The sequence below is a fragment of the Neorhizobium tomejilense genome, from assembly GCF_964254135.1.
GTDB classification, from domain to species: domain Bacteria; phylum Pseudomonadota; class Alphaproteobacteria; order Rhizobiales; family Rhizobiaceae; genus Neorhizobium; species Neorhizobium tomejilense.
This window is the reverse complement of record NZ_CAXUSO020000001.1, coordinates 2,217,008-2,229,921: the sequence shown is the minus strand read 5'-3', so window position 1 is coordinate 2,229,921 and position 12,914 is coordinate 2,217,008. Positions and strand designations below refer to the sequence as shown.

Genomic DNA, 12,914 nt, shown 5'->3' with positions numbered 1-12,914 from the left:
AACATCATCGGACTTTCAAATCTGCGGTTTCGGCCTTGGCCTTGGCCGTGGCCGTGCCGCTCTGCTGGAGCGGCATTGCCAACGCCCAGGACGCGGTCAACCTGCGCATGACCATCTGGAGCGCCAACGAGGCGCATCTGAAGCTGTTCAGCGACATCGCTGCCGGCTTCAAGAAGGACCATCCGAACGTGACGGTGACCTACGAGTCGCTGCCCTTCGATACCTATACGACGGCGCTGACGACCCAGATCGCCGGCGGCAATGCGCCTGACATGGCCTGGATCTTCGAGACCGCCGCCTATGACTTCGTCAATTCCGGCGCGCTCTATCCGCTGACGGATACGCTCAAGGCCACCAAGGGCTATAATGCGGAAGAACTGAGCGCCACGGCCGCCGAGCGCTGGACCAAGGATGGCAAGCTGTTTGCCTATCCGTTCTCGACCTCGCCGTTTGCGATGTTCGTCAATAACGACCTCATCAAGGCTTCCGGCGCCAAGACTCCGGCGGAAATGATCGCAGCCAACCAGTGGACATGGGACAATGCGATTGCCACCGCATCCACCGTCGGCAAGGTCCCGGGCAAGGGTGGCCTGATCGTCCGCGACTTCAACTTTCAGATCTGGCAGAATCTTGCCTCCGTCTGGAACGGCTGGGGCGCTTCGCCCTGGAGCGCCGACGGCAAGACCTGCACGATGACCGAGAAGCCGATGGTCGACGCGCTGACCTTCATTCACAACGCCGTCTTCAAGAACAAGGCGATGCCGGGTCCCGGCGAAAGCGTCGACTTCTTCGCCGGCAATGCGGCAATGACGATCACCCAGATCAGCCGCGCCTCGCTGCTGCCGAAGGACAAGCCGTTCGCCTGGGATCTCGTGCCGCTGCCGAAGGGGCCGGCCGGCAATTATGCGCTGATCGGTCAGGCGGGTGTCGGCGTCATGCAGTCGGGCAAGAACGCCAAGACGGCGGCCGAATTCGTCGCCTATATGACGAACCCGGAAAACTCGGCCAAGCTCAGCCAGTTCTTCCCGTCGGCTCGCAAGTCGCTGCTGAACGCCGAAGTCCTGAAGAAGACCAATCCGCTGCTGAGCCAGGAGCAGATCGACAAGGTCGTGATCTCCGGCATTGCCACCGGCAAGGTCATTCCAGGCCATACGGGCTTTGCGCAGATCCAGCAGGTGGTTCGTTCGGGCCTCGATGCCGTCTGGCGTCCGGATGCGAATATCCCGGCAGCCCTCCAGCAGATCTGCGGCCAGATCGGCCCGCTTCTGAAGCGTTAAGGGGGCTCGTGTCGATGGCTGTCGTGCAGCAAACCGCCCGTCCGGAAGGCCGCTCCTCATCGTCGTTCTGGACGGTCGCGCGGCGCGACAGCCTCGCCGGGTTTCTCTTCATCGCCCCGCAACTGATCGGGATCACGCTGTTCGTGCTGATCCCGCTCTGCCTGGTCTTCTGGTATTCGCTGCACGAGTGGAACGTGCTCGCCAATACCTTCACCTATACCGGCCTCGCGAACTACCAGATGCTGCTCGAAGACACGAGCCTGCCGTCAGTGCTCGGGGCGACGGCGATCTTTTCCGCCGGGCTGGTGATCTTCAACCTGAGCCTGGCGCTTCTGCTTGCGGTGCTGCTCAACCAGAAGCTCGCCGGCATCACCATCTTCCGCACGCTGTTCTTCTCGCCGGTCGTGGTGTCGCTGGTCGCCTGGACGATCGTCTGGGGTTTCCTGCTGCAGAAGAACGGCGGCATCAACGGCGTGCTGCTCGTCTTCGGCATCGATGGGCCGAACTGGCTGCGCGAACCGGTAACGGCGATGATCTCGGTCATCGTGGTGCAGGTGTTCAAGAATGTCGGCCTCAACATGATCCTGTTCCTCGCAGCCCTCCAGGGCGTGCCGAACGAACTCTACGAGGCGGCCCGTATCGACGGCGCACCGCGCTTCAAGCAGTTCCGTCGCATCACCCTGCCGCTGATCAGCCCGACCATCCTTTTGACCTCGATCATCACCATCGTCGGCTCGTTGCAGGTGTTCGCGCAGATCGCGGTGCTGACGCAAGGCGGGCCGGGCCTCACGACAACGGTGCTCGTCTATTATCTCTACCAGCAGGCCTTCCAGTTCCATTTCTTCGGCTACGGCTCGACGCTGTCGATCATGCTGTTCGCGATCGTCGCCGTGCTCACCTTCGCCCAGTGGCAGATGCGCAAGAGGATCGTCTTTTATGAAAGCTGAGCTCTCCCCGCGCAGACAAGTGTTTCTCTACGGCCTGCTCTGCGTTCTCCTGATCCCCTTCGTCTTTCCGACCTGGTGGATGGTGACGTCGTCGGTGAAGCCGATCAGCGACATTTTTGCCTTTCCGCCGCAGCTCCTGCCGGAAAGCTACGACTGGACGACCTATTCGAAGGTCTTCGAACTGCAGCCCTTCGTGAAGCAGTACTGGAATTCGGCCTATATCGCCGCACTGGTGACGATCGGCACGATGGTCGTGTCCTCCATGGCGGGTTATGCTTTCGCGCGCATCAAGTTTCCGTTCGCCAATGCGATCTTCATGGTCGTGCTGCTCGGGCTCCTGATCCCATCGGAAGTGACGATCGTGCCGCTTTTCCAGATGTTCCTGAAGGCGGGCATGGTCAACACCCACTGGCCGCTGATCCTGGTGCCGATCTTCGGCGCGCCGAGCGTGTTCGCGACATTCGTGATGCGGCAGTTCTTCATTGCGCTGCCCGTCGAGCTCGAAGAGGCGGCGCGGGTCGATGGTCTTGGGCGCTTCAAGATTTTTCGCAAGATCGCCTTGCCGCTTGCAAGGCCGGCGCTCGCGTCGGTCGCGATCTTCACCTTCCTGCATTCCTGGAACCTCTATCTGGAACCGATCGTGTTCCTGTCGAGTGCCGACAAATTCACGCTGCCGCAGGCGCTGACGCAATACACGGACGCCTATGGCGGGCCGATGTGGAACATCCAGCTTGCTGCCGCGACCCTGACAGCGCTGCCCGTTCTCATCGTCTTCATCATCGCGCAGAAGCAATTCGTCGAAGGGCTCGCGCATACCGGCCTCAAGGGTTGAAAAACTCACCTTTTGAAACACTGAGGCTGAAGAAACGGAAATCTGATTGATGGCTGAAGTTACCCTTTCCAATGTCCGCAAGAGCTATGGCGCCGTCGACATCATCCACGGCATCGATCTCGGCATCACCGACGGCGAGTTCGTGGTGCTGGTCGGCCCGTCCGGCTGCGGCAAATCCACCCTGCTCAGAATGGTCGCCGGGCTGGAGACAATTACCGGCGGCGAGGTGAATATCGGCGGGCGGGTGGTCAACGACCTCGACCCAAAGGACCGCGACATCGCCATGGTCTTCCAGAACTATGCGCTTTATCCGCATATGACGGTCGCGACCAATATGGGATTCTCGCTGGAACACCGCGGCGGCAGCAAGGCGGAGATCGCCGAACGGGTCAAATGGGCCGCCGACATTCTTGGTCTTGCGCCCTTGCTCGATCGCTACCCGCGCCAGCTTTCCGGCGGCCAGCGCCAACGCGTTGCGATGGGCCGGGCGATTGTCCGCGATCCCAAGGTGTTCCTGTTCGATGAGCCGCTTTCCAATCTTGACGCGAAACTGCGCGTCGTCATGCGCGGCGAGATCAAAAGCCTGCACCAGAGACTGAAGACGACCACCATCTATGTCACCCACGACCAGGTCGAGGCGATGACCATGGCCGACAAGATCGTCGTGCTGAACGGCGGGCGGGTCGAGCAGATCGGCGCACCGCTCGACCTTTACGACCGGCCGGCCAACCAGTTCGTGGCGGGCTTCATCGGCTCGCCGTCGATGAATTTTTTGACCGGCACGATTACACCGGAAGGCTTCTCCGCGCCCGGTATTTTGCTGCCACTGCCCGAGGCAGCGCACGGGCACAGGGACCGAAAGACGGTCTACGGCATTCGTCCCGAACATTTCGCCCTGGACGAGAGCGGCGTGCCTGCGGAAATCGTGCTGGTCGAGCCGATGGGTTCCGAGACGCAGGTGACGATGAAACTGGGCGAAACGCTGGTGACCGGCGTGTTTCGCGAACGGGTGTCGTTGTCGCCGGGCGCGACGATCCGGGTGCGGCCAGAACTCGGCAATATCCATCTCTTCGCCGCCGATGGCGGCCAGCGGTTGAACTGAGGCCTGCGATGCCGAATTATCCCGAAACCAAACTTACCAAGGCGCTGCGCGGCGGCGAATTCCCGGTCATCGTCTCGCTCGCCCGGCACGACCTCGATCTTGCCAAGGCGGCGATCGGGGCAGGGGCATTTGCGATCAAGGTGCATCTCAACGCCTATCACCGCGCGACCGGCACGACGTTCGGCAGTTTTGCCGAGGAGCGGCCGTTTTTCGAGAAGCTGGCGCCGCTCGGGGTGCCGCTGCTGGTGATGGCCGGCCAGGAGACGGTGCCGACGCCGGACGAACTCGATGCCTTGGCCGAACTGGGTTTTGAAGGCTTCAACGTCTATTTCGACCATCTTCAGCTGCATCTGCTGCAGTCGAAGCTCCGCCCGATCCCAGCGCTCGGCGAAGGGAGCACTGACGAGGATTTGAAGGCCATCGTCGCCATTCCCGGCGCCATGATGGAGGCGTCCGTCGCGTCGTTTGCCGATTACGGCAAGCCGCTCAACGAGACCGATCTTGACCGCTACAGGGAAATCACCTCGAAGGCCGGCATTCCGGTCATCGCGCCGAGCCAGAAGCGTTTCGTGGCTGGCGATCTGGCAAGGCTGAAGGCGGCGGGCATTGCGGCGCCGCTGCTCGGCGTCATCGTCACCGGCACCACACCCGAAAGCCTCGAAGCCGCGGTGCGTCCCATCGTTGACGCGGCGGCCGGCTGAGTGGTGGCGATGGATTGAATTTCCTCCGCCGGATCGCCATTTTAGGTGCAAATCCAAAACCGAAGGAGGAAAGCATGACGACGTCTACCGAACGGGCCGTATTGGCCGGTGGTTGTTTCTGGGGCATGCAGGACCTGATAAGGCGTCTGCCCGGCGTGGTTTCGACCCGTGTCGGCTATAGCGGCGGCGACGTGCCGAACGCGACCTACCGCAATCACGGCACCCATGCCGAAGCGATCGAGATCATTTTCGATCCGGCCAAGACCAGTTATCGCGATATCCTTGAATTTTTCTTCCAGATCCACGATCCGTCGACGAAGAACCGCCAGGGCAACGATATCGGCATGAGCTATCGTTCGGCGATCTATTACGAGAACGACGAGCAGAAGCGTGTCGCCGAAGATACGATCGCCGATGTCAACGCATCGGGCTTATGGCCGGGCAAGGTGGTGACGGAAGTGGAGCCGGTCGGCGATTTCTGGCAGGCCGAACCGGAGCATCAGGATTACCTGGAGCGCTATCCGAATGGCTATACATGCCATTTCCCGCGTCCGAACTGGAAGCTGCCGAAGCGCGCCAGCGTTGCTGCCGCCGAATAAGCTATCGCGATTTCTGAATTGAAGGCGCTGCCATTTCGAAATGGCAGCGCCTTTTTTGTTTAGGCGAGCGTGTAGGCGGTCTTCACCACGGTGAAGAATTCAGCGGCATACTTGCCCTGTTCGCGCGGGCCGAAGGACGAGGCCTTGCGGCCGCCGAACGGCACGTGGAAATCGACGCCCGCCGTCGGCAGGTTGACCATCACCATGCCGGCCTCGGAGTTGCGCTTGAAGTGGGTCGCATGCTTCAGGCTGGTGGTGGCGATGCCCGCCGACAGGCCGAACGGCGTGTCGTTGGCGGTTGCCAGCGCTTCCTCGTAGTTCTTCACCCGGATGACGGAAGCAACCGGTCCGAAGATTTCCTCGCGCGAGATCCGCATCTGGTTGGTCGCTTCGGTGAACAGCGTCGGCTGCAGATAGAAGCCGGGCGTGTCGCGCTTCACGAGTTCGCCGCCGAAGGCAAGCTTGGCGCCTTCGTTCTTGCCGATCTCGATATAGTCGGTGTCCTGCTTCAGCTGCTTGTCGTCGACGACCGGGCCCATATGGCTGCCGGCCTTCATGGCGTTGTCGACGTTGATCGTCTTCAGCTTCTCGGTGAGTGCTGCGACGAACTTGTCGTGGATGCCTTCCGTCACGATCAGGCGCGAGGAGGCGGTGCAACGCTGGCCGGTCGAGAAGAAGCCCGAATTGGCGGCGGCTTCGACGGCGACGTTGAGGTCCGCGTCGTCGAGGACGACCATCGGGTTCTTGCCGCCCATTTCGAGCTGGAACTTGCGGTTATGCTCGATCGAGGCGAGCGCGACGCGCTTGCCGGTGCCGGTGGAGCCGGTAAACGTGATTCCGGCGAGATCCGGGCTGTCGAGCATGGCCTGGCCGACGACCGAGCCACGGCCCATGACGAGGTTCAGGACGCCCTTCGGCAGGCCGGCGCGGTGGAGGATGTCGACGATCGCCCAGCCGCAGCCGGGTACGAGATCGGCAGGCTTGAAGACGACGGTATTGCCGTAGCAGAGCGCCGGCGCGATCTTCCATGCGGGGATGGCGATCGGGAAATTCCACGGCGTGATGATGCCGATGACGCCGAGCGGTTCGCGGGTGATCTCGACGCCGATATTCGGACGGGCAGACGGCACCAGTTCACCGGTCAGGCGCAATGCTTCGCCAGCGAAGAAATCAAAAATCTGGGCGGCGCGGATGACTTCGCCGGTCGCTTCCGGAAGGATCTTGCCTTCCTCGCGGGCGAGAAGGGCGCCTAGTTCGTCCTTGCGCGCGAGGATTTCGTCGGAGGCCTTTCTCAGGATCGCATGACGTTCGAGGATGCCGGAGCGCGACCAGGCGGGGAATGCTGCCTTTGCCGCGGCGATCGCCTGTTTGGCGTCTTCGGCGCTGCCTTGGGCATACATGCCCACGACATCGTTGGTATCGGATGGATTGATGTTCTTGGAAGCGTCCGAGCCGACCCATTCGCCGGCGATCAGGTTCTGGTAGATGGTCATGGACCTCTCCTTTCATGTGAAAGGCCCCGCCATGGGAGCGGGACCGTCAGATAGAGCTTGTTCAGTCGCTTACCTGAAAACGCTTGGCAGCCAGAGCGACAGGGCAGGGATGTAAGTCACGAGCAGCAATACTGCGATGCTGGCTCCGAAGAAAGGCCAGATCGTACGCATCGCTTCACGTATCGTGATGCCGCCGACCGCGCAACTGACGAAGAGCACGGTTCCCACCGGCGGCGTGTTGAGGCCGATGCCGGCATTGAGGATCATGATGACGCCGAAATGGACTGGATCGATGCCGAAGGCCTTGACGACGGGGAGCAGGATCGGCGTCGAGATGATGACCATCGGCGCCATGTCCATGAACGTGCCAAGGACCAGCAGGATGACGTTGATCATCAGGAGCACGATGATCGGGTTGTCCGAAACAGCGCTGATCGCCGCGATGATCAGGGTCTGGACCTGCAGGAATGCCATCAGCCAGCCGAACGCGGCCGCGGTGCCGATGACCAGCAGTACCATGGCGGTGGTGCGCACGGCGCCCATGACGGCCTCGACAAAACCTTCCCAGTTCAGCTCTCGATAGACGAGCATCGCAACGAGGAAAGCGTAGATGACGGCAATGCAGGAGCTTTCCGTGGCCGTGAACACGCCGGAGCGGACGCCGCCGAAGATGATGGCGATCAGAAGGATGCCCGGCAGCGAAGCCAGCAGGTAATAACCGACGCGGGCGAATCCTGGGAAGGGGTCGGCCGGATAACCGCGTTTTACCGCGACCCACCAGGCGGTGAACATCAGCGCCCCGGCCAGCAACAGGCCGGGAACGATGCCGGCGGTGAAGAGGTCGGCGACGGAGACGTTGCCGCCCGCTGCGATCGAATAGAGGATCATGTTGTGCGAAGGCGGGATCATCAGCGCGATGATGGCGGCGTTGGCCGTCACGTTGACTGCATAGTCCCTGTCATAACCGCGCGCAGCCATCTGCGGGATCATCAATCCGCCGACGGCCGACGCGTCCGCTACGGCCGAGCCGGAAATGCCGCCGAACAGCGTCGAGGCGACGACGTTGACCTGGCCGAGACCGCCGCGCATGTGGCCGACAAGGCCTGCCGCGAAACGGATCAGCCTCTGCGCAATGCCGCCGCGCACCATCAGGTCGCCGGCGAAGATGAAGAATGGGATCGCCATCATGGCGAAGACGTTCATGCCGGAATTCAGCTGCTGGAAGACGACGATCGGGGGCAGGCCCATGTAGAGGACCGTCGCGAAGGAGGCGATGCCGAGGCAGAAGGCGATCGGCATGCCGACCAGCATGAGGAATGTAAACGAACCGAAAAGAATGGCGTAGGCCATTACGCAGCCTCCTGCACGAGTACGTCGGCAGCAACTTCCTCGCCGATGGCGACGTCGACGAAGCGCTCCAGAGCGAAAAGGGAGATCATGGCGCCGCCGACGATCATCGGGAAGAAGTCGGTGCCGCCCGGCCAGCCGAGAACGGGAATGGTGGCCGACCAGGTACCCATGGCCAGCAGTGTCGAATAATAGGCCATGCCGATGCCGAAGAGCACGATCAGGCCCAGGCTCAGGAGATCCATTGCCTTCTGGATTGCCGGCGGCATGACGTAGCGAACGATATCGAGCCCGAGATGCACGCTCTCACGCACGCCGACGGCGGCTCCGAGCATGATGAACCAGGACATCAGATAGAGCGACAGCGGCTCGGACCAGCTCGGCGAGTCGTTGAGGACATAACGCCCGAACACCTGCCAGCCGACGATGAGGGTCATGGCGATCATGCCGATGCCGGAGATATAAAGTGATATGCGGCTAAGCCCGCCCAGGTAGGGCTTTATGGCCAGCATGAAGTTTCTCATGATCCTGTCCTCTTCGCGGCAGCAAGGCTGCCGGATATGCAAGAAAAAACCGGCCCTCTTGGCGAGGGCCGGTCTCCGGTCGGCTTACTTGACGGCCTGAATCTGTTCCAGCAGGGCCTTCTGCTTCGGATCGGTGACGAACTTGTCGTAGACCGGCTTCATGACGGCCGAGAACTCATCCTTGTTGACCTTGATGACGTTGGATCCACCGGCACGAACCTTGGCTTCCGAGGACTTTTCGCGGGCGGTCCAGAGTTCGCGCATCTTGACGACCGAGTCCTTGGCGGCCTGGCGGAAGATCTTCTGGTCTTCCGGAGTCAGCTTGTCCCAGGAGATCTTCGACATGACCAGGATTTCCGGGTTCAGGGAATGTTCGGTCAGCGTGTAGTTCTTGGCGATCTCGTAGTGGCGGGCCGATTCATAGGAAGGCCAGTTGTTTTCCGCGCCGTCGACCACACCGGTTTCGAGCGAGGAGTAGACTTCGCCCATCGGCATCGGCGTCGGGTTGGCGCCGAAGGCCTGCATCATGGCGATCCAGAGGTCCGACTGCTGGACGCGGATCTTCATGCCCTTCAGGTCGGCAAGCTTGGTGATCGGCTTCTTGGTCGTGTAGAAGGAGCGTGCGCCGGAGTCGTAATAGGCAAGACCGACCAGGCCATGCGGTTCGAATGCCTTGAGGATTTCATCGCCGATCGGGCCGTCGACGACCTTGTGCATGTGCTCGGTCGAGCGGAACAGGAAGGGCAGGCCGAGAACGGTGGTCTGCGGCACGAGGTTGTTGAACGGCGCAGCATTGACGCGGTTCATATCGATGACGCCGAAACGGGTCTGCTCGATCGTGTCCTTTTCACCGCCAAGGACCGAGTTGTTCATCACCTGGATCTTGATGCGGCCGTTGGTGCGCTGGGAGACCAGCTCGCCCATGTATTTGACGGCATCGACGGTCGGATAACCGTCCGGATGGATGTCGGCGGAACGCAGGGTAACCTGTGCATTGGCGGCTGTCGCGCCGAGCGCGAGGCCGAAGGCAAGGCCGAGCAGTTTCGTGAGTTTCATGTTGTCCTCCTCTGTGTGAGCGCCGGAGCCTCCACGCCCCGGTCGTTGAATTTATCAGTCTTCCTCAGGCCTCCCGTGCCGTTTATCGGGCGGGCAGGCCGTAAAGTTCTTCGGGGTTTTTCACGAGTGCGAGCTCGCGTGCCGCATCGTCCGACAACCAGCCGAGCACGGTATCGGTCAACGCCGCGTCGTCCGGATAATCGGCTTGTTCGCGGGCGAGGTTATGCGGCCAGTTGGTGCCCCAGACGATGCGTTCCGGTGCATATCTGGCAATTTCCCGGGCGACCGCGGCGACATCGGCATAGTCCGGACCGCCGGCCTTCGAGGATTCGTAGACGCCGGCGAACTTGAACCAGCACTTGCCGCCGTCGATGAGGCGCTTGACGGCATCGACCTGCGGGCTATCGCGCGTGACGCCGGTGAAGAACTTGCCGTGGTGATCGAAGACCCAGCGGGACTTCAGGTTCTTCAGGCGCTCTTCGTGATCGAGAATGTTGCTGCCGTCGAACTGGACGGCGACCATCCAGTTGCGGGACGCAGCCTTGGCGTCGACGGCTTCGAGTTCCGACAGGTTCACCGCGCCGCCCGGCAGGTCCATGATGCGGGCGCCGACATTGCCGGCTGCTAGGAGGTTATCCAGTTCGGCTTCCGACGTGGTGCTATCGATCACGCAGACGCCACGGGCAACCGAACCGAATTCCGCAAGGCAGGCGTTGAGATTGGAATTGTCGCGCTGCTGGGCATTGCCCTGGGTGACGATGACCCGATCGATGCCGATCCAGCGCATGAACTGGAGATACTGGGCCGGTGTCGGCAAATCTCCAGCCGGAAGGCCCGGGCCGCCGGGCAGAGAGGGAAAACCCGGCAGATAAGCATGCATCTGGGTGTCGATCGCGCCCTTGGGCAGTTTGGTCTTGGGGGGCGTGCCGGAAAGGGTGCGGACGAGCATCAGATGTCTCCCATGCGGAATTCTTTGAGCGCATCGCGGTTGATCTCGATGCCGAGGCCTGGGCCGTTCGGGATCTGCACCACGCCGCGCTCGTGTTCGATCGGGGTTTTGATCACCGCCTGACGGAACGGGTTGTGGGTACGGTCGAATTCGAGGATCGGTTCGATCGGATTGACCCGAACCGGGCTCGGGATCATCGCCGCCATGAACTGCAGGGCGGCCGCAATATGCACGCCGGTGCCCCAGACATGCGGCACGAGGCGGATGCCGTGAAGGGCTGCCATGTCGGCAACGCGCTTGGCTTCGGTAAAGCCGCCGACGCCGGCAAGGTCGGGCTGCAGGATATCGACGGCGCGGGTTTCCACCGGCTCGCGCATGCCCCAGCGGCTGTGCCAGGTTTCGCCGCCGGCGACCGGGATCGGCTGACGGGCGCGGATTTCGCGATAGGCAGCGAGTTGTTCCGGTACGACCGGTTCCTCGAACCAGTCAATGTTGAGTTCAGCAGCCGCCTGGCCGAACTTGATCGCCTCGATAGCGTCGTAACCATGGTTGGCGTCGACCATCAGCCGCATGTCGGGGCCGACGGCGTCGCGCACCGCACGGACGACCCGCAGATCCTCCTCGACGCCGAAGCCGATCTTGATCTTGCTGGCGTGAAAACCCTGTTGCCAATAACCGGCGACGTCGGTCGCATTGTCCTCGACGCGATCGACGCCGTCGCGCTTGAAGCTGCCGGTCGCATAGGCCTTGACGCTTTCGCGAAAACGGCCGCCGAGCAGGATCGAGACCGGCACGCCGAAATGCTTGCCCTTGATATCCCAAAGCGCGATGTCGATGCCGGACAGTGCCGTGACGGCGAGGCCGCGCTGGCCCTGGTCGCGCAGGGCGTTATAGAGCCGCGCCCAGATCTTTTCGGTTTCGAGCGGATTTTCGCCGACCAGCCAGTTCGCGTAGGCAGCGACCACGGCTGCATTCGGCCGGGCCGGGCCGAGGCATTCGCCCCAGCCGATCGTGCCGTCGTCGCACTCGATCTCGACGAGCACATGGGCGCGGCGATCGAAGCGCATCGAGGCGCTTTCGAAGGCGACGTCGAGCCTGTGTTCGAGGAGATGGGTGCGGACGGAAGCGATCTTCATGGATTAGCGCTTCCAGGGGCCGATGAGCTTCAGGAGCATCTCTTCTTCTTGCGCCGTCAGGTCGTCGAGCGGCGGGCGCACCTTGCCGGCGTCGAAACCCTGCAGGCGCACACCGGCCTTGATGGCCGAGACGGCATAACCCTTGCGGCGATTGCGGATGGCCATGAAGGGATAGAAGAAGTCCTTGAGGATTTCCTCGCAGCGGGCACGGTTGCCTGCGCGCAGCGACTTGTAGAAGTCGACCGCAAGACCCGGCACGAAGTTGAAGACCGCCGACGAATAAGTGGTGAAGCCGGCGCCGAGATAGGCTTCGGCGAAAAGTTCGGCGGTCGGCATGCCACCGAGATACATCAGCCGGTCGCCCATGGTGGCGGTGATCTGCCGGACAAGCCCGATATCGCCGCTGCCGTCCTTGAAGCCGATCAGGTTCGGGCACTCGTCGCAGAGGCGCTGCAGAGTATCGACCGACAGGATCGAGTTGTCGCGGTTATAAACCATGACGCCGATGCCGACCGATTGGCAGATGCGCTTCACATGCTGATAAAGACCTTCCTGCGGCGCATCGATCATGTAATGCGGCAGCAGCAGGATGCCATCGGCGCCGGCCTTTTCGACCGCGCGGGCCATTTCTACGCCGACATGGGTGCCGAAACCGCAGCCGGAGACGATCGCCGTCTTGCCGGCGGCTTCCTTGGCGGCCGACACGATGCCGGGAACTTCATTGGGGGACAGCGAGAAGAATTCGCCCGTGCCGCCGGCGGCAAACAGGACCGGTGCGTCGAAGCCCGACAGCCATTCCACATGGCGGCGATAGCTTTCCGGCTGAAACTCGCCTTCCGCGTCGAAATGGGTGACGGGAAAGGACAGCAGGCCGGCACCAAGTGCAACCTTGATTTCTTCAGGCGTCATCATTCAGAAAATTCCTTTGTAAGCGTCTCCTCCAGACAAAAA

The 12,914-nt window shown here is 61.9% G+C and carries 13 protein-coding genes; 6 read left to right on the top strand and 7 right to left on the bottom strand.

What is annotated here, in order from left to right:
- Nucleotides 1-35 precede the first annotated feature (35 nt).
- From ACSQ3G_RS11355 to msrA, 6 genes are all read left to right on the top strand, one after another.
- Nucleotides 36-1,277, top strand: coding sequence for an ABC transporter substrate-binding protein (locus ACSQ3G_RS11355; protein WP_436110106.1), 1,242 nt, complete (start codon nt 36-38; stop codon nt 1,275-1,277).
- A 14-nt stretch (nt 1,278-1,291) separates the two neighbouring features.
- Nucleotides 1,292-2,224: a carbohydrate ABC transporter permease gene (locus ACSQ3G_RS11350; RefSeq protein ID WP_436110105.1), complete on the top strand. Its 933-nt coding sequence runs from the start codon at nt 1,292-1,294 to the stop codon at nt 2,222-2,224.
- Entirely contained in the window at nt 2,214-3,056 is an 843-nt protein-coding gene (locus ACSQ3G_RS11345) for a carbohydrate ABC transporter permease (RefSeq protein ID WP_046608602.1), read from the top strand. The genes ACSQ3G_RS11350 and ACSQ3G_RS11345 overlap by 11 nt, the downstream gene beginning before the upstream one ends.
- A 49-nt stretch (nt 3,057-3,105) precedes the next feature.
- Nucleotides 3,106-4,158: an ABC transporter ATP-binding protein gene (locus ACSQ3G_RS11340; RefSeq protein WP_436110104.1), complete on the top strand. Its 1,053-nt coding sequence runs from the start codon at nt 3,106-3,108 to the stop codon at nt 4,156-4,158.
- A gap of 8 nt (nt 4,159-4,166) precedes the next feature.
- The gene (locus tag ACSQ3G_RS11335) at nt 4,167-4,859 is read left to right on the top strand and encodes a hypothetical protein (protein ID WP_436110103.1); all 693 of its coding nucleotides are present in this window, start codon (nt 4,167-4,169) and stop codon (nt 4,857-4,859) included.
- A 74-nt stretch (nt 4,860-4,933) separates the two neighbouring features.
- Nucleotides 4,934-5,458 (top strand): peptide-methionine (S)-S-oxide reductase MsrA, encoded by a 525-nt coding sequence (gene msrA, locus ACSQ3G_RS11330; protein WP_046633284.1) that lies wholly within the window; start codon nt 4,934-4,936, stop codon nt 5,456-5,458.
- A 59-nt stretch (nt 5,459-5,517) separates the two neighbouring features.
- Here msrA and ACSQ3G_RS11325 read toward each other — a convergent pair whose 3' ends face one another.
- The 7 genes from ACSQ3G_RS11325 to kdgD all read right to left on the bottom strand — a co-directional run bounded on the left by ACSQ3G_RS11325 (nt 5,518) and on the right by kdgD (nt 12,872).
- Complete coding sequence (locus tag ACSQ3G_RS11325) at nt 5,518-6,951, bottom strand: aldehyde dehydrogenase family protein (RefSeq protein ID WP_436110102.1); 1,434 nt, start codon at nt 6,949-6,951, stop codon at nt 5,518-5,520.
- A gap of 69 nt (nt 6,952-7,020) precedes the next feature.
- Nucleotides 7,021-8,301, bottom strand: a complete 1,281-nt coding sequence (locus tag ACSQ3G_RS11320; protein ID WP_105430031.1) for a TRAP transporter large permease — start codon at nt 8,299-8,301, stop codon at nt 7,021-7,023.
- Nucleotides 8,301-8,822 (bottom strand): TRAP transporter small permease, encoded by a 522-nt coding sequence (locus ACSQ3G_RS11315; RefSeq protein WP_105400653.1) that lies wholly within the window; start codon nt 8,820-8,822, stop codon nt 8,301-8,303. Before ACSQ3G_RS11315 ends, ACSQ3G_RS11320 begins: the two co-directional genes overlap by 1 nt.
- 84 nt (nt 8,823-8,906) lie before the next feature.
- Nucleotides 8,907-9,878 (bottom strand): TRAP transporter substrate-binding protein, encoded by a 972-nt coding sequence (locus tag ACSQ3G_RS11310; RefSeq protein ID WP_105400654.1) that lies wholly within the window; start codon nt 9,876-9,878, stop codon nt 8,907-8,909.
- 82 nt (nt 9,879-9,960) lie between these two features.
- On the bottom strand, nt 9,961-10,827 hold the full coding sequence (locus ACSQ3G_RS11305) for an amidohydrolase family protein (protein ID WP_436110101.1): 867 nt from the start codon (nt 10,825-10,827) through the stop codon (nt 9,961-9,963).
- Entirely contained in the window at nt 10,827-11,963 is a 1,137-nt protein-coding gene (locus ACSQ3G_RS11300; RefSeq protein WP_436110100.1) for a mandelate racemase/muconate lactonizing enzyme family protein, read from the bottom strand. Before ACSQ3G_RS11300 ends, ACSQ3G_RS11305 begins: the two co-directional genes overlap by 1 nt.
- Nucleotides 11,964-11,966: 3 nt before the next feature.
- A complete protein-coding gene (kdgD, locus tag ACSQ3G_RS11295) occupies nt 11,967-12,872 on the bottom strand; it encodes a 5-dehydro-4-deoxyglucarate dehydratase (RefSeq protein WP_105434959.1) in 906 nt (301 codons plus the stop codon).
- Nucleotides 12,873-12,914 lie beyond the last annotated feature (42 nt).